The sequence below is a fragment of the Marinobacter sp. M1C genome (genome assembly GCF_023314135.1).
Classification (GTDB): Bacteria; Pseudomonadota; Gammaproteobacteria; order Pseudomonadales; family Oleiphilaceae; genus Marinobacter.
On the sequence record NZ_CP092289.1, the window covers coordinates 1454131 to 1472035 of the forward strand.

General features: G+C 52.5%; 12 protein-coding genes and 1 pseudogene. 5 read left to right on the plus strand and 8 right to left on the minus strand.

Annotation, left to right across the window (positions count from 1 at the left end; genetic code table 11):
- The first annotated feature begins 35 nt into the window (after positions 1-35).
- The gene (locus tag MIH19_RS07005) at positions 36-1484 is read left to right on the plus strand and encodes an amidohydrolase family protein (protein WP_249008178.1); all 1449 of its coding nucleotides are present in this window, start codon (positions 36-38) and stop codon (positions 1482-1484) included.
- 18 nt (positions 1485-1502) lie between these two features.
- Here MIH19_RS07005 and MIH19_RS07010 read toward each other — a convergent pair whose 3' ends face one another.
- The 3 genes from MIH19_RS07010 to MIH19_RS07020 form a co-directional block, all read right to left on the minus strand.
- A complete protein-coding gene (locus MIH19_RS07010) occupies positions 1503-2600 on the minus strand; it encodes a ring-opening amidohydrolase (RefSeq protein WP_249008179.1) in 1098 nt (365 codons plus the stop codon).
- A 70-nt stretch (positions 2601-2670) separates the two neighbouring features.
- Complete coding sequence (locus MIH19_RS07015; protein ID WP_249008180.1) at positions 2671-3096, minus strand: DUF3830 family protein; 426 nt, start codon at positions 3094-3096, stop codon at positions 2671-2673.
- Positions 3097-3167: 71 nt separating this feature from the next.
- Positions 3168-4217, minus strand: coding sequence for an ABC transporter substrate-binding protein (locus tag MIH19_RS07020; protein WP_249008181.1), 1050 nt, complete (start codon positions 4215-4217; stop codon positions 3168-3170).
- 531 nt (positions 4218-4748) lie between these two features.
- Here MIH19_RS07020 and MIH19_RS07025 point away from each other — a divergent pair.
- From MIH19_RS07025 to MIH19_RS07035, 3 genes are all read left to right on the plus strand, one after another.
- Complete coding sequence (locus tag MIH19_RS07025) at positions 4749-5660, plus strand: LysR family transcriptional regulator (protein ID WP_249008182.1); 912 nt, start codon at positions 4749-4751, stop codon at positions 5658-5660.
- Between the two features lie 1011 nt (positions 5661-6671).
- Entirely contained in the window at positions 6672-7346 is a 675-nt protein-coding gene (locus MIH19_RS07030; protein ID WP_249008183.1) for a GDSL-type esterase/lipase family protein, read from the plus strand.
- Between the two features lie 355 nt (positions 7347-7701).
- Positions 7702-8076 carry a hypothetical protein gene (locus MIH19_RS07035; protein WP_249008184.1) on the plus strand — a complete coding sequence of 125 codons (375 nt, stop codon included), beginning with the start codon at positions 7702-7704 and terminating at the stop codon, positions 8074-8076.
- Between the two features lie 330 nt (positions 8077-8406).
- On the opposite strand, the gene MIH19_RS07040 is transcribed toward MIH19_RS07035, so the two are convergent.
- A complete protein-coding gene (locus MIH19_RS07040; protein WP_249008185.1) occupies positions 8407-9030 on the minus strand; it encodes a tyrosine-type recombinase/integrase in 624 nt (207 codons plus the stop codon).
- Between the two features lie 550 nt (positions 9031-9580).
- Positions 9581-12496 (minus strand): TrlF family AAA-like ATPase, encoded by a 2916-nt coding sequence (locus MIH19_RS07045; protein ID WP_349292893.1) that lies wholly within the window; start codon positions 12494-12496, stop codon positions 9581-9583.
- A 712-nt stretch (positions 12497-13208) separates the two neighbouring features.
- Between MIH19_RS07045 and MIH19_RS07050 the strand changes: the two genes are divergently transcribed.
- Complete coding sequence (locus tag MIH19_RS07050) at positions 13209-13466, plus strand: hypothetical protein (protein WP_249008187.1); 258 nt, start codon at positions 13209-13211, stop codon at positions 13464-13466.
- Between the two features lie 17 nt (positions 13467-13483).
- On the opposite strand, the gene MIH19_RS07055 is transcribed toward MIH19_RS07050, so the two are convergent.
- From MIH19_RS07055 to MIH19_RS07065, 3 genes and pseudogenes are all read right to left on the minus strand, one after another.
- Positions 13484-13714 (minus strand): hypothetical protein, encoded by a 231-nt coding sequence (locus MIH19_RS07055; protein ID WP_249008188.1) that lies wholly within the window; start codon positions 13712-13714, stop codon positions 13484-13486.
- 217 nt (positions 13715-13931) lie between these two features.
- A pseudogene (locus MIH19_RS07060) lies at positions 13932-16961 on the minus strand (Tn3 family transposase).
- 7 nt (positions 16962-16968) lie between these two features.
- Entirely contained in the window at positions 16969-17901 is a 933-nt protein-coding gene (locus MIH19_RS07065; RefSeq protein ID WP_249008189.1) for a site-specific integrase, read from the minus strand.
- Positions 17902-17905 lie beyond the last annotated feature (4 nt).

Here is a 17905-nt window from a genome sequence, read left to right on the forward strand (position 1 = left end):
GCCCGATTCAAATCAGCGAATAAAGGAAAGGCGCCATGCAAACACAGGCCATCACAGTTTCCGATGCCCTTTTGGGGTCAGATTTTATAACCCATGGCGCAACTCGTGTGCAGGTGGTGGACGGCTTCATTCAGTCCGTCACAAGCGATGTTGCGAGCGAATCAGGGCCGCGGCGTTTATTGATGCCGGCATTCGCCAACGCCCACGACCACGGTAGGCCGTTGTCCACAACGTCTTTTGGCGCAGGCGGCAAGCCTCTGGAAACCTGGTTGCTGCGTCTGGCCGCCATTCCGTCAGTCGATCCATATCTTGCTGCCGTCGCCGCTTTGGGCCGAGCGGCCGAGGGTGGTTGTGCGGCGGTAATGATCCATTGCACCCGGCCTCAAGGCCTGACACCGCTGGCCGAAGAAGTCGAGGCGGTTGCCCGTGCAGCAACCGATGTGGGCGTGAGGCTGGCGTTCGCGGTGGCCCTGCGGGACCGCAACCCGGTGGTTTATGGCGATGAAACGCCTGTGGTAAAGGCCCTTCCGCCCCAGGCAAGAGAGGTGCTGGGGCGCTATTTCAGAACGCCTTCGCAATCCTGGCGTGAACAACTGGCGCTGGTGGATGACATTGCGACAAAACTGGGCGGCGGTAACGTGAATGTTCAGTACGGTCCTACGGGCGTCCAATGGTGCTCCGATGAAATGTTAGCGGGTATTGCCGAGGTCTCGGCATCCACCGGCCGGCGGGTTCATATGCATTTGCTGGAGACACGTTATCAGCGCGAGTATGCCGATCGCTTATACCCTGGTGGGGTGGTGCGTTATCTGCATGACATCGGCCTGCTTTCCCCGAGGCTGACACTGGCACACTGCGTCTGGGCGCGACCGGACGAACTGGCATTGATCGCTGAATCTGGTGCCACCATTGCGGTCAACACCAGCTCGAATCTGCATCTTCAGTCTGGCATTGCGCCTTTGAGAAGAATGTTGGATAGCGGCTGTCGGGTAGCGCTTGGGCTCGATGGTTGCGCCCTTGACGAAGATGACGACGCGTTGCGAGAAATGCGTCTGGGAGCGCTTTTACACGCTGCACCGGGATTTGGCGATTCAACCCATCGCGGGCAGATGTTACGCGCTGCCACGGCCCACGGACGTGCTTCGCTGGGTCTGGCCGGAACCGGCAGTATTGCCCAAGAAGAGCCGGCTGACTGGATAACACTGGATCTGGATCATTTGGATCGCGATGGCATCCTGCGGGTCGACCCGCAGGATCTCCTATTCGCCAGGGCTACCAAGACACATCTGGACGAAGTAGTGGTCGCCGGCAAGACCATCGTGCAACGCGGAAAACTGGTCAGTCTGGATCTTGATCAAGTGCAGGAAGAGCTGCGTGACCGATTTCGTCGAGCGTTGTCCGAGCGCTCCGATTTCTGTGCCTCTTGGCCGGAAATCGAGAGCGCGGTTACCCAGTATTATCACGAACGTGCGGGCTGCTGTTGAGTCGCCCCCTGCGCGAACTTATCCGTTACGAACGATCAGTGCTAGGGGGCCGCCGCCATTAGGGCCTTGATGCTCCGCGCCACCAGACACAAACAGCCGGGTGTCGCCCAGCCGGCCGGCGAGCACCCCGCCCACCAATGCCCGGGCGTGACGTGATGCGTTGATGTCGCTGTCATCACTCATGACATGACGGCTGCCGCGTATGCTGCCGCAGGCGGAGGGTTCGGCCTTAACCAGCAAACCTACGAGTCGGGCGGACGTTAGCTCCAGGGCCTCTCCCTCCGGCGTACTGGCCATGGCCCGGTCGACCGCCAGGACATCCAAGGCATCCTCCATTACGGCATGGCCGATACGGTATTCGGGGTCCCAGCCGGGGGCATTGCCCAGTACCAGAACCTCATTGCGCATCAGTTCTATGCCGGCAGAGGTGCTGGCCCGTGTGGAATACAGCGACCAGTCGCGGCAGATCTGCTCATCCCGGACCGCACCATCGGGTAACTCTCCGAGTGCGGCGGCCACGCCAAGGGCCGAAGCACCACGGGAGTAACCCATGGATTCGTAAGTGTCATGGCAAACCACGATGTGGCCCCGTGCGGCGGCATCGTTGATGCGGGCAGCCGTCAGCAGCGGGCATTTGATCTGCACATAATGCACATCCTCGATACGTTGGATACCGGCGCTGGCCATGGCCTGCAGAACCGCCTCTAGAGTCAGGGATGCCTGGGTACTGCGGCCGATTTCTTCCGGCCTGAAGTCGCGGGTGAAGGCGACGCCGGCGGCAAGGCCGGGAATGCTGCCGGTATGGGCGGGTTGGCTGCTGTTGGCCTCAAATACCAGCAAATGGGGGCTGAGGCCGCCTTCGGTGCCACCGGACATTACAAAGGCGATGCGCTCGCCAACCTGAGCCTCTGTCAGCGCCAGCTGGCGGGCGAAAAAGGATCGCAGCGTGCCCGAGGCGAAGGCCCGGGTAAAGTCGTTGACACAGCCATTACCCTCGGTCTTGCCCAGTACAGCGATCACCCGGGCGGGGTCTATCTGGCGGCGATCGATGGCTCTGGCAAGCGCCGTCACATCATCGGGAGCGCTAGTGGCCAGGCGAGTTACACGTGTTTTCATAGTCTCGTTACCTTTTCAGACCTAGGGTTGTTCAGAAGCAGGGCTGCTTCTGAACGAGCGTCGGTAACGGTCAGCCCAGCTCGAAAGTGACATCCTGAGCACCGTCCCACAGGGTTTTTAGGCCTAGCGCGCGCAAATTCTCACTGCCTTGGGTGATGGTGAGGAAGTGATTGCCAGCGAGCTGGCCGAGTTTGCTGGAGAAGCAACAGGCGCCGTAGGCCACGATGATTTCGGTTTCGCTGTAGCCTCCGGGGTAAAACAGAATGTCCCCGGCCGAAGGGTGGCTGGTGTGATTTTCGAAGCCGATCGGCGTGCCTGCGCTGGTGAGTTGATAGTCGCCCAGTGGCACCCAGCAACCCTCGCCGCTCCAGCGTACGTGAATGAACTTCTGCCGATAGGGCAGGAGCTGCAGAAAGGCTGCCAGGGTTTCGGGCGCATTGGGATGTGCTTCGGCAAGAAATTCAAAACCGCCTGTCGTAATTTTGATTGTTGTCATGCTGTTTCTCTGTCTGTTTCTCTGTCTGTTTCGGGTTCTGACCCGGGCGCATGTCAGGAACCCGAGCAGGCTCAGAGCTTGCTGGGGCGCGCGTCGCGCGGGGGTAGGAAGCTGCGGTCAAAAATTTGCTTAATGGTTGGGGTATTGCCCAAATTATTGGCAGAGACCACTGTGTCGATGTTCTTTTTCAGGCGTGCATCATCCACGTTGCCCAGGCCAACCTTGGCTATTTCTGGGTGGCTCATGTCGTTGCGCATGGTGGTGAGCATCTTGTCCATTTCCCGTTCGCGGTCGAGCAAGGGCTCGCGCTTCATTAAGGCATCAATGGCTTCTTCGGGATTGGCAATGGCATCTTGGATGGCTTGATTCAGCGCGGCCACGAAGCCACGCACGGCTTCCGGGTTGTTTTTGATGAAGTCTTGTGAGAAGAAAACGGCATTTGAGTACAGGTCCATGCCGTGATCGCCGTAGCGGATGAACCGCAGTTCTTTCTTGGGGTCCAGACCCATGCCCTTGGCGCTGAAAGTTATGGTGGTGATGTAACCTAGGGCAGCCTCTATCTCGCCGCGCATCAACAGCTGCTCACGCAGGCTGGGGGACATGTTGTTGATTGTTACCTTTGACTGATCAATGCCCGCCAGCTCAGCAAAGGCCGGGAACAGTTTGAGGGCCGCATCATTGGCCGGCGCGCCAACCGTTTTGCCTTCAAGGTCTGTGGGCTTGGTAATGGGGCTGTCAGCCTTGACCGCGATCACGAACGGGGGCGTATTGTAGATCATGTACACGCCCACAGGGGCAAGCTCGGGCTGAGTGGCGGCTAATTGGATCAGGGCATTGGTATCGCCGAAGCCGGCGTCATAGCTGCCCGAGGCGACTTTGGGGATGGAGGCGGCAGAACCTGAGCCCTGGTCGATGGTGACATTCAGTCCTCGCTCCTTGAAGTAGCCCTTTTCCTCTGCAAGAAAAAACCAGGCCTGGGCACCTTCGTACTTCCAGTTCAATACCAAATCGATATCGGTGTCGGCGAGGGCCGGGGAGGAGCCAGCGAACGCCAGCCCCAAGCTTAGTATGGCGGTAACAAGATGTTTCCGGATACGTGATTGATTCGAAAATATAGCCATGATCGAGATTCCTTCGGGTGTGTTACGAGCGAAAGTTGAAGCTCAGCGGCCGTGGCAACAGAGCAGTGATGCTATTCAATAAGAAAATGACTGGCACGAGCATCTTGGTCGGGTGAGGACGTACTGCAGGCATCCTTATATATTCACGCCAGTGCTTTTGTTGTTTATGCCAGCTCCTAATCTTCACACACCACTTTCAAAGCAGTCGGCATGCCATTTGCGTGTCTGAATAGCCGCTTTATTGCGAGCATTGTGTTGCCGTACCGGCAACAATCAGTCTTGTCGCCATGGCCGGAGCGCATTCTCCCTCTATAGCAAAGGGGAAACTCGGCGCACAGGTGACGGTGGCAAGTTCGATGGCCGGCGGGGCGGGCTTGCGGAACCGGGGTCTGGATCGCACCAGCGGAGAGCAGTCTGCCCGCAAATGTTGCATAAACTCCAAGGACGTTGCTTGTCCACAGCAGCGGCTTGACACCGGTAAAATCGCTATGACGGGCTCTCAAAGCCGCCGCCTTCGCAAAGGAATCAGCCTTGAATCATCTCCGTTTCTTGCAGTACCTAGACGAAGTTGCCCGTGTGGGCTCGATCCGCCAGGCAGCCGAGAGGCTGCACGTGGCGCCCTCAGCAGTGAATCGCCGTATTCAGGACCTGGAAGCCGAGCTGGGAACTCCGCTGTTCGAACGTCAGCCTCGAGGGATGCGGTTGACGGCTGCCGGGGAATTGTTTGTTCAGTACATCCGCAGCCGTGCGGCACACCTGGAACAGGTGCGTTCCGAGATCGAAGACCTGCAGGGCCTGCGCCGTGGTTGCGTGCGTATCGTGGCGAGCCAGGCAGCCGCTGCAGCCTTTTTGCCGGAGCGGATTGCCGGCTTCAGGAAGAAACATCCTCTGGTTGAATTTCAGGTTCAAGTGGCTGATCACAGCCAGGCGCTGGAGTCACTGCGCACTTTCGAGTCGGACCTGGCCCTGATTTTTCACCTCGACCCCGAAACGGATATCATGCGCCTGGATGAACTGGCGCAGCCGCTGTGTCTAGTCATGCATCGTGATCATCCGCTTGCGGCTCAAGATGGCCCTGTCAAGTTACGGCAATGCCTGGACTATCCGTTGGTCCTTCCCGACTCGGATATTGCCGGGCGGCAGTTGCTGGACGCTTTCCTCGCCCGCCGATCCATCAAGCTCAAGCCGGTGATGAGAAGCAACAGCTTCGAGTTCCTGTTGGGTTATCTGCGCTATGAGCAGGCGTTGACCTTTCAGATAGAAATTGGCGTCACGCCCGAGGCCGGCGAACTTGTCAGCCGGAAAATACAGGATCGCGGTTTTCCCTCCGCCAATCTGGTGCTGGCCTCTCTGCGGAATCGCCAGTTGCCGGTAGTGGCTTATACTTTTGCGGAATATCTGAGCAGCACCTTCGCGCAATTCGGGCGTGTCCGGGCAAAATGACAGATCTGTCTTTTTTGCGTAATTAGGTGAATGGTATTACGCGTTTAATATGTGGCTAGGCCCAAATGGTGGCTTTGGTTTAGCGGTGATAGTTAAGCAAGCAAGGGCTAGCTTAGTTGTCATAATGGGCACTCAACGTGAGCAAATGGGTAGCATTTTTCTGTGTCCTAATTGCTTTGTGCCAAAGCAGTGCAGTGGTCAAAATTATAGTGGCATGAAAATACATTTCAAATTCATGGACACACCATGGACACAAATTGGGCACAGGAAATTAAAAAGGCCCTACGCTTTCGCGTAAGGCCTTTTTAAAAATATGGCGCGCCCGACAGGATTCGAACCTGTGACCACTGCCTTCGGAGAGCACCGCTACAGTGCGTTTGTAAGAGGGTTTAATCGTCCTAAATCTGGAAAATCAAATACTTAATCCAAATCCCGGTGCAATAAAAAATCCCTATTTATCAGTATTTTGACCGATTAGCACCGATTTTGGGCACAAGGCTGATAGGGCTTCGTTGTCCGGAAATAGGACATTTGATCGGTGCCCAAGGCTGTCCTCGGAGCTAGTTGTTAGGATTTTACGCCTTGGAGAGTGGTTCGCAACTGTTAGGTAATGAGTGTCCGGAATTCGGACATCCAAGGATTCGGTGAGTGCAGTATGTGGTTGTGTTGAATTAACAATAACGGGCTAATAGCCCACCCAGAAAACATCGGGTTAATCGCAACCCAATAAACCATGGAAGGCTGACATGATCGGAAAACATGAAAAGAGCAGCGGCCAAGAGTTCCGGCTTACGTCACCCTGAGATGGCCGATGGTAGTGATACCAAAATTGGCCGTCGTGGTTTTATCCAGTTTTCCTGGATAGCAACACTGATAGGCGCTGGGTTATTTCCGGCATGGAGTAACTGTTGGGAGCATCGGGTTGAGATTCCTTATGCGGGAATCAGCAGTTGCGTCCGTTCAGGCGCCAGCCTATCGTAAAGCAGATATGACCCGGACGGGAGTTTACCTATGACTACCCATCATGCCATGGCGGGAGGGGCACCGCGATTGCGTTTATTGATGCTCCTCGTGCTGTCGCTTCTACTCACCGCCTGCGGCGATTCGCCGCCTCGCTATCAACCTCTGGCGCATGGCTCGGTGGTACTGGCATTCGGGGACAGCGTTACCCACGGCACCGGAGCCGGAAAGGGCGAAGACTTCCCCTCACTGCTGTCAAGGTCAACCGGCTGGAAGGTCGTCAATGCCGGCGTGCCGGGTGACACCGCCAGTGAAGCCCGTGGACGCATCGCGGGATCGCTTCAGAAACATGAGCCAGACTTGGTGATTGTGGAACTGGGCGGTAATGATTTTCTGCGGCGGCAGTCTGCCAGTCAGGTAAAGGAGCATCTTCGAGAAATTGTTACCGCCGTTCGCCGGTCCGGAGCCGTGCCTGTGCTGGTAGCGGTACCAGAGTTCTCGGTGTTCGGCGCCAGTGTGGGCAGCCTCTCAGACTCGCCCATCTATGAGGAATTGGCCGAAGAAGAGCTCATCCTGGTGATCGACGATATTTTCTCTGAGGTGCTTTCTGACGAGGGCCTTCGGGCAGACCGTATTCACCCCAACGCCAGGGGCTATCGCCAGATGGCTCGCGGCATTGCTGAGGCGCTCACTGACGCGGGCCTGAAATCTCAGATAGCTCCGTAAGAGAGTGACTTACAGATCCATTAAGACACAAAGTGTTTCTGCAATGGGGGCGGAAGTTACACAGCTTGGTTTACAGGTTTATGAACATCGAACATCTTTGTTGCCTGCGGCTGCGTGGATTGGGGTCAGGTCAGCAGCCCAATGTTCGCTTTAGGACTCGACCTGACCTGGATTACGATTGCGAAGCGGCCATTTTATGGTTTCACTAACACTCATCCCTCTTGCACCACAAACCACCCCAGACATCCCATTGCAGCAAGACGGTCGAAACAGCTGAGAACCCCTCACATCGTTGAAAGGAAAAGCACATTCAGCCAGACTGGCTGTGAGCAAATTGAACGAGGGAGAATTTAGAATGATGAAGGTTGGAGTTTTAGGCTTTTTGGTCCTGATGTTTGCAAGCTCAGTATCGGCGCAAAGCACTTATTGCGATGATTTTGGAAACTGCTCTGGTGGCGGAGTAAACACCTACACGGACGACTTCGGAAACACGTCCGGAACTGTCGGAGAAAGATCGTATGATACCTACAAAGATGATTTCGGCAACACGTCCGGGTCGATTGGAAACGAGAGCATCAACACGTATTCCGATCAGTTTGGGAATACAACGGGAACAATGGGCGGCGACTCAGTAAATCTTTATACCGATGAATTCGGAAACACGACCGGCACTATCGGGGGAGAGAGCGTGAACTGCTACACCGATGGCTTCGGGAACACCAGTTGCTAGTGAACAGTCGCAACTTCCAACGATAAAGACGGCCGTAGAGCCGGCTTTATTATTCATGAAGCAGCGATAAGACTGGTTTGTTGCCGCCAGAGAGCGGCCTGAACAAATTATTTCTGTCGACCTTTGACCTGCCCCCAATCACTGAAGCATTTGCTGCTTATTAATGTCGGTTAATTTACGTCCCCACTGTCAAGAGGTCTCAGAGCTAGACTAGTTAGCCGTTTCCATCGCTCTAAAAGGACCGCTTTTATCAGTCGTTTGGCATTATTCAATCGACTCGCCCTTCGCAATTCTCCGTCATGTTCTGACTCCGCTTCGTTTTGAGCAGCTTCAAATTTCGATGTGCTCAGAAAGCTCAAGAGCATCATCAATCTCGACGCCCAGATATCGCACAGTGCTTTCAAGGCTTCTGTGTCCTAATAGTATCTGAACCGCTCTGAGATTCTTGGTCTGACGATAGATTAGCGCGACCTTGGTGCGTCTCATCGAATGAGTTCCGTAAGCCGTGCTGTCCAACCCAATACTGCAAACCCACTTTTTCACCAAACGCCCGTAGTGCCTCGTATTGATATGATCTTTGCGTCGGTAGCTGCTGGGGAAAAGATAGTCGAGGGAACAGAGATTTTTCAGTTTGATCCACGCCGCGAGAGCGTCCCGCGTTTTGGCTGTTATTTCGAAAGAGACAGGTCGTTTGGTTTTTTGCTGAACAATTTTCGCTCTAGACACTATTTCTGTGCCGCGCGCGATATCGCTAACCATTAGCTTTACCAGGTCACATCCACGCAATTTGCTATCAATAGCCAAGTTAAAAAGGGCGAGATCTCGCACCTTGTGCGCCATGTCCAGTCTCACTCGTATCGACCAGACCTCTTCAGGTTTCAGCGGGAGTTTCTGACCTATAAGCTTTCCTTTGTTCCAAGGTTCTCGCGTAAATACGAACTCTGATAATGACATGTTGGCCACCCTCCTGAGCAAGCGGAGTCTACTCAAAGTATGGCCCGCTTTTCACCACGCTGCCCGTTTTGAGACGAACGGTAGATAGCTCGATTACAGTAGGAAAGGTACGCAAAAATTCGGAAAGTCTGTTGTTAGAGGCCGGTGCAGTCGCCGAGGCTTTGTTCTCAAAGCGGACCTTTCTTACGGTGCCGCGACTGACCGTTTCACCACAGAATCAAGCCAGAGTAAAAGATCCGCTCCTAAACAAAAGCGAACATTGGGTTCGGCTGAAGCGAAGAAGAGCGACATTCGCGACTCAACATTACTAAGCTGAAAACGGTAAAGCCAGAGGGGAGCAGGTCAATTGGCATATCAAGCGTCCCCAAATACTGAGTCTGGCACCCAGGCCGAATTTCCGATGGTGTCAGGATTACCGAGCAAGCAGGCGATACACTGGAGTCCCACGGCCAGCCAAACTATGGGTTTAAGAGCAATCGCCTAGAGCAGTGCCTGCCTCTCAAAAGAAAAGCTTGAATTCTAGTAGAATTAACGTGGCGAAGAGTCGTCCTTATCGTTTGAAGGCGTATTTACGCTCTCGCTCTTCGAATGCAAGTTGTCCCCCCTCCAGGACCTCACAGATATGCTCTTTAATGCCGAATTTCTTAAGCAATGAAGGCGCATCTGGTTCGAAGAACGTGCACTCCATGGCGCCGGAAACATATTCGAACCTAAATTGCTCGTTTTCCATGTCATGCTGCTGGCCAGCCTGATTCGCGACAATAACGCATTCGGAATCTGTGGATACAACCATATTAGCGTTGTGAGTGACCATGATGATTTGTCTTTTCTCTTTCCTTTCCCTAATAAAGTCACAGAGCTCATTATAAACTGTGCGGTTATCTAAATTATCTTCAGGTTGATCTATAAGTATGGGGTGAGAAGAATTGCTCAAGTGTAGTATGAGATGGAGAAGCACCAGTCCGCGCTTACCGGGCGACATGCTGATAATGTCGTCATTTTTATAAAGCAAGTTAAAAGATATGTAAAAGCAATCCTGAAGTAGATTTCTAAGGATTAGCTCCTCGTCCGCACTCTTCCGGACTTTATGGACGATCTTGGAGAAATCTCGAATCTTCTCGCTCAGGGTGAATATAGAGTCTAAATGCGTGTATTTTGAGTAAATATAATTGTTTTCACTATCAATTGAGTCGCCCAGAATACTTGCTAGGCTTCCTCTGGCATCAAAACAGTTTATGAAAGAATCGAAACTGTTGTGATCGAATTCCAGACTAGCTTGAAGCGTTATATTTTCATTTTCGATCTTCGCAGCACCGTTGAAATGCGCCTCTATTTCACTGTATGCGTCAAACAACTGCTCATACAGGGCTTTAAGCTGATCGGAAGCTGCTTTCCCTTGTTCGAAAGTGCTTTTGACCTTCTTGTCTGCTTCTTGAATCGAGCTAAGCTTAGTTTCTTCCCGTTTTTGCGCCGCTAAAAGCTCCTTTAATTCTTTTTGGCTTTTTACTTTAGACGAGAATTTTTCAAGGTTTTTCGTGGTATTTATAATTCTTGCATCCAGCGCGCCTATTAAGCTATTGGCACGGCGTATGTTCTTTCCCGCTTCTATTGGCAGGCCATCAATGATTTTCTGAATCTTAGCCAGTGTTATTTGAACAAGGCGGCTTCCAGTGTGAAACTGTTTTCTTTCTGACTCTTCAAAATTTGTCATAAGAGCTACGTTTCTGAACGAATCTTCCATCTCTCTTGCTAATTCATTTTGTAGCTCAGTGTGTATTTCAATATATCTTAAAAGAGACGATCGCCTTTTTTCGCTAAGTGACAATCTGTCGCTAAGCTTTTTATAAAGCTTGCTTTCTTCAGGAGTAAAACCTGATAATTGCTTCATGTTTTCTATTTTTTCTTTTATTTTTTTTATTTCATTATTTACCGAATTCTCAGCTCCAATTTTTTCCTTCTCGCCCTTTTCTTTTGCATACTTGTGTCTGAGGGATACAAGTTTTGTAACTTGTGTGCTGATGCTTTCATTTAACGAATCACATTTTTTAAAAAGCTCTTCAGCATCTAACTTTATTTCCCTGTCTTGATATAGAATTTCAAGTACAAGCTCGTTTAGTTGATCTCGGCCATTTTCCTCAGCTAATTTGTTTATATATAGCTGAGGTATGTAAGTTATTGGACGACGTTCGTTTGTTTCTCTAAAGCTCTGTTTAGTGTTGTCATTCCAAGTGATTTCAAAGTCGAAATTTGAGTCATTTTCAAATTCTGGGTAAATGCTTGCCTTTGCTAGATCACACTTCTTTTCAGTTTCCTCTTTATTTGCCGTTCTTGAAATGTGATAAAGTAGAAGCGATTTTCCTGAGGACTTGCCGCCGATAATCGAATTTAAATCAGGATTTAATTCTATTTTATTTTCAGGAAAAATATTTTTTCCACTGGAATCTTTGAATCGAACAGAGTCTATAACTTCATAGCTTACCTTATCGCCAGGCCAAGTCTCTTGAATTGCGACCCGTGACCTCGGCTCAAATACTACCTGCTTGAGGCCCTCAAAAGTAAGATCAGCCTTTATCCAAGTGTTATTTCCTTCGTCAGGCTCAAAAAGTGTTTCGTAAGCATGTGAATCGGAGCCCCATATACAAGCTTTAGGTAGGCCAAACTCTTTTCTGAAGGAGGCGGGGTTCTGGTGATAATCTCCGAGTAAGAAGCTTCTCGTACGCTTGTTAGATGAGAATATCAGTTGACTCTGTTGAATAAGTGTTTTCCGCGTACCGTGGCCGGCCGAATTCCAGCTTACTCGGCTGAGGTCTTCGTCACAGGGCAAAGCTAACAAGTAATTTTTTTTGAACCTTCCATCTTCGGTGAGCAATTCAGCTATTTCGCTTGTATTGACCGAGGCATTGCAGATTCCTACAGCAAGGGCAGGTTGGCCTCTAAACTCGGGGTGTTCATCAATTAGCCTTTCACCATATTCTATCAAGTTTTCTTTGGTTAAGGGTCTTCTCTCTGCTTTGAAACCTGTTTCAGCGTGAGTTTCAAACTGTATTCTAGATAAAAACTCGCGTTGGATTAATGTGGGAGACAATTCATTGGAAAGGATAACGTGGAAGTTGGTCCGCCTATTCCATTTTAAGTCGACCTCTTTGCCTACTACAAGTTTGTCCAAGCGAAACTCGAGATTTGGGAAAATAGCAATACTCTTAATTTTCTTGATTTCATCCTCATCAAATAGCTCAGCTAGTTTATTGTCGTTGAGCATATAGTCTTCGACTACGGTTTTATAGCCGTCAAGAAGGCAATAGTCGGTCAGGCCAATGGCACTTACATTATGATCTATTGCTGATCGGAAGAGTTTTTTGACGTATTCGTCGACGTCGTCGCCGAACTGGTTGTTCAGAATTGAAAACGGGGTATGGACATGGAGGTCCCACTTTCTCCAAATTGATCCTTTTGAGCAGTTTTTCACATATCCCTCGCAGTCAACCGTAAGAATTACTTTTAATTATCAAACTATCGTATACACAGGTCGGTGCGAATACAAAAAAAATCTGGGCCTTTCGAAAAACCCTTGTACTCAGAGGATTACGTAATTCATGTCAAATGCTGTTTGTAATCATCCCCTAAAATCGACTAGATTTCTCAAAATTGAGTTCGAAGCTGAAGATTCGCTTTGCGACCTCAGCGTACCTTGTTTCCGAATAGCGGACCGGGTAAACCCCTATCTGATAAAGGTCCGCTTTTATCAGAAAGCGGCCAAGATATGGTTTCAATATCACCAATTCTGCCGAACTGATCACCGATCTGCCTCCAAATGGCGGTAGGACGAATAATCAGGTAATCGGAGTGGCCACAATTGATTCACTATGTGACCATAAAGCGGCCAACTTATGGCTCCAAGAACACAGTGAAGCGTAATTCGGCTTAAAGTTATCCCCAAAATTTGGGGAAAAGCCTGTGACTAAAGGTATTGTTCGTAGGTCTTTCCCAGCCGCTCCGGTAGACACACTGAATCGGTCAAAAAACAAACAAAGTAGCCTTAACCGCTCCGCGTCTACTGCCGACAACAGGTCTTATGGTAAACCGAGCATCGCACCTGGATAGTCCTGCCCCGACAAACCCCGCCTTTCGCGCTACCCTCACCGGTTCAAATACCAGATTTGCAGGAGCAAAACCCCATTATGAGACTCGACCAGCTCCGCCTGTTGTTTGAGGCCGGCACCCTCATGGCCGCCGACATCGTGCCCGCGCCCCTGGAGCCCGGGCCGGCTCCAAGATGGTGTTGTCAGTTTCGCCGGCGCAACGGCGCCACCGTGGCCCTGGACCTGAACCGCAAACGCCAGGGCATGGAGGTGGTGCGGATCTTTAACAGCCTCGATGCCGCCTTTTCAGCGTGCCAGGCGGTGGGGTTTCGGGCCGTGACGGTGCACCAGAGTTGAAGCATTCCTGGAACAGGCTATGCCTTTCTAAACCGAGTCAGGGCCGTGACTTGCTCACCGGCGATCACGTGCCCCAAAGCCGCCGCCTTCGCCAGCCACATCAACCCAAGGCTGTCGTTTTGGGGGGTGCCGCTGCCCTGGATATAAAGTTTGGACAAATGGTGCATGGCGTCCGGGTGTCCCTGATCAGCGGCCAAAGTCAGCCAATGCAGGCCGAGATCCGGTTTGTCTGCGTCGAGAAACAACAACGCCAGATCCGTCTGCGCCTCCGCGTCACCGGCAGCGGCCTCTATGGGGCCAACTCACGAAACGGAAGAAATCGTACGCTAAGACCCCTCGCAACAAACGTCAACTATTTCTAGATACCACCCTATTCTGACGTATGTGAGGGTTGGCAGACAAACGTAAAAAATTCCTCAAAAGCGCTCCCAACCTAATGAAATATAAGTTTTTTGATCACGGTTTTTATCCCGATTCATCTTCGGAGCTCGCCAGACCCTTGGACTTCCCTTGAGGGGCGATCTCAGCAAGTTTTAAATCAAATAACTGATGTCCTACCGGGCGTCTAAAGTCCAACGTGTAATCTCCGAAACGATTGATATGGCGGGTTCGGTACGGCGATAGCGCTTTCAGTACATCTTCGGTAATGACGATCCCTTCCGCTGCCATTTCGCGCAACACCCGGCTGAGGGCTTCGACGTTGTGTAAGATCAGCATGTTCGCCACCAGGTGGTTGTACTTCACCACTTTTTGCTGCTCATGCCGGAGGTTGGTCGCAATGATGCCCTCACCACCAAAGAAGCTCCATTTCGCAAACCCGTTAAACTGCTCGTTCTTGTTGGTTGCGGCGTGGATGGTCTGACGCAACTCCACGTCGTCGATGTAGTTCAACAGGAAGCCAGTCCGCACGACCTTGCCCAGCTCACGGAAGGCGAAATACAGCTTGTTCTTGCGGCTGTAGGTTCCCAGCCGTCTCAGGATCGTTGATGGGGTAATTTTTCCGAGCTTGATGGACACGGCCACGCGCAACATATCCGGGAGGTGCCGTTCAATCCGCGCCCAGTCTATATGACCATTGAACAGCTCTTCGATATGGGCATAACGGAACCGCCGGTCTGGCCGGTAGAAGTTCAGATCCTTTATGTTCCGGATACGCGGCATCAGCTTGATCCCCAGTAGATAGGCCAGCCCGAAAACGGGATAGCTTTGCGCTTGCGTATCACCGTGCAAGGTATCCGGCTGGATATCGCTCCGATTCTCAAGTAGTCCGTCGAGGATGTACACAGCCTCGCGAACCCCGCACGGAATGAAGTGACTGAAGAGTGCGATGTAGGTGTCTGAGACGTGGTAGTAACCGATGCCGCCGTACCCGCCATAGCGGATGTGGTATTCGCTGAGGAGGTTCTGTTCGTAGAGGTTCCATTTAGTGCCGTCGGCGGCAGCCCGTCGACCTGTGCCCCAGTAGCCGGGCAATTCGTATTTCTTGTATGCGTTGATAACTTTAACGACGGCACGATCAAGCCTGTCTTCAGTCACATGATTGAGATTGAGCCAGGCCACCTGTCGACGGTTAAGTTGCTTGATGGAGTCGGCTGTCTGGGAGGGCCCCAGATTGCAGCCGTAACAGAAGAGCGTGGCGATGAACCGTAGTCGGGGATTTTCGACGCGTCCCTCGTAGCCTGACAGCGGCCCGAATTCACGGTGTAACCCAAGCCACCGCTCCGCATCGACCAGCACGTCCACAATGCTGCGGGTGCCAAGCCGCCGCGTGATGTCGTCATCCAGGGCCTGCCAATTGGTCGGTAGCCCCTGCTTCTGGTTGCGTTTGATTACGATGCGACCGTCTTCGATTGCGGCGTGTGTGTTGTCCGGGAACGCAGCATCCACTGAGCGGCTTACCTGAGTCAACTGATCCTTGAGATGGCGGATGAGAGCCTTCGGTTCGATAGGAAGCTCCACTTCCAGCCCGTACTGGTCAATTTCTTGCTCGTATGCCGACCAACTCACCAGTTGGTCCCGATGGTCATCGAAACGATCCCCGTGAACGACCGCCAGATCGGCCGACTTCAGTTCCTGTTTCACCAGGTTCAAAACGGCCATTTCAAAATATTTACGGTGAACCGTCAGGCTGTCCGGTCGCGCGAAAATCAGACGGCGCCATTTCTCAAGCGTCCACTTGGTCTGCCGAATGCTTTCTACCAGATCCGGGGCATGGATACGCAAATCCAGTGTTTCGGCTTTCAGCGAACGGGTCTTTCGGAGCAACTCGATCAGTTCAATCGACAACGTATCGCTGGAGGTGCTTTGAAACGTGAGTATCTCCAAGCAGTTGTACAGCAGGCTACGTTTGGAGCGAAACGGTCGCAACATAAAAGGCAGATAGTTGTTGCCCGCATAGGCCAGATGCTCCTCGCATTCGTCCAGCCACTCCTGCCGTTTGTCTCCGACAATGGCCTGAAGTGATTGCCAGGGATTTGGCTCGGCCTCCATTGCGGTCAACACATCTTTAAAACAGGACACCAGTCGATCTGTGCGCTGGGTCTGTTCCATTTGATAGGTCAGGAGATTTTGCTGGGCGGTGGTTTCAAGTTGTCTCATCATCTTGATCAAGAGCTCGGCGGTGTCATCCAGCGACTGGGCATATTGTTGCCGGATCAGGATCACCGCCAGGGCTTAGCGTTTACGCGCTGTGATTCGAGCCATTTTGGCCACATCAAGTGCTCGCGCTTCTTGGGCGAACTGTCGCCGCTTGGTCACCGGGATAGATTTGACTTCTGGCAATTGCTCGACCATGGCCTTCAGCCACCTGAGGTGTTGCAGGTAAGACCGGATTTCCTTGTTTGTGGGCTTACGAATTTCCCGCTTCAGACGTTGCCAGCCACTGATCTCGATCCCCGGCGGTGATATCAGCAAGGCATTGATCAGTGCTTTTGCTTCGTCGGCGAGTTCGCTGACGATAGATCGGTAACAACGGTCATTGACGGTGGCCCGGGCATCCTTGGCGAGTCGCAATAGCACCGTAAAGCCGGGAATCTCGAAACGGTGACGCACCAACTCCTCCAGAAGAATATTGATGATATCGGCCAACACCTCCCGGGACTCGGCTGCGTTTATGGCTTGGTCTGCGAGCCAGATGCGGTCGTCATCGTCCAGGACTCGGCTGCCGACGTAGGTCCGAATCCAATTGATGTGGCGATCTCGGGCGCTGGATTGATCATACTGCCTCTGCTGGATCTTGGTCGGCCGTTTGCGAAGGCCGAGGCGCTGAGCTATGTAGCCACTCAAATCGGACGGCAAATCAACCGTTACGCAGAAGAAACCTTGTTTCTGATAGGCCTTCAGATGCAACAGTAAAAAGAAGCGGTGTTGAAGTTGCTTGGCATATCGACGAGCCCAGCGTTGCTCGTTGGGTGTGGGCGTGTAAACCGCATCAAGTTCGTGTTGCGGAATATCCGTCCGAAATCGTGGGTAGGCTGTGTCCTGAATGGCACTCATGACCGACTCATTCCCATGCCTGCCCAGTGGCCGGGTCGGTGATCAGTGTCTCCACCCAGCAGGCTTTGTCGGACGCAATACGGTGTATCTCATCAATCAAATCGTCCATCATTTCGTCCAGCTGGTCATCCGATGTTGCAGGAACCTGGATGTGGTAGTTTCCATTGTCTTGGTGTTTCACCTCGAACGGTTTCAGGCAGTGAGTTTCGATCACCGTGCGGGCCTGGTGGTGTTTCTGGTTGCGAGGACGCTGCGGCTCTAGTGTTAGCTGAACGGTCAATGCCCGGTGGCGCGGTTCGGATGCGCTCGCAGCAAGGCGCGGCTGACCGACAGCAGAGGCGACCTCAATTGGAATTTGCATCAGAGCCTGCTCGAACGGTGACTTGGTTTCAATGTATCGCAAGGCCGTCTGGGCATCCTGCCAACCGACATATTCCATCAGCGCTTTGATTTCCCACCCGGAAGCACTGGCCCAAGTGGCAAAACCGCGTCGCAGCGAATGGCTGCTGAACGCTTGTGCGGCCTCAATGTCCGCGTCTGACAGTAGCTGGCGCAGCAGCGGCACGATGCTGTTCGGGTGCAATGAAACGCCGGAAATGTGCCCCCAGCGGTCAATCGCCCTGAACAGTGGACCAATAGGCTGGTTCAGGAAGTCCAGCCAGTCCTGACAGGCTTCGACAGGACAGCATTGTCTCAGGGCGGGCACCTTAAATGTTCGCCCGGCTGCCTGCCGATCTCCCTTGCTCCGCCGCAAGTGCAAGGCCATGCCGGCACCGGGTGTCAGTGCAACATCTTCAATGGTCAGCCGGCAGAGTTCGTCACTGCGAAAGGCTCGCCAGAACCCAAGCAAGACCATGGCTCGGTTGCGCAACCAGACGCCGAGACGCCGAGCATCGTGCTGCCGCGCCTCTGCGATCCGTCCTGCCAGCCACTGATCCAATTGC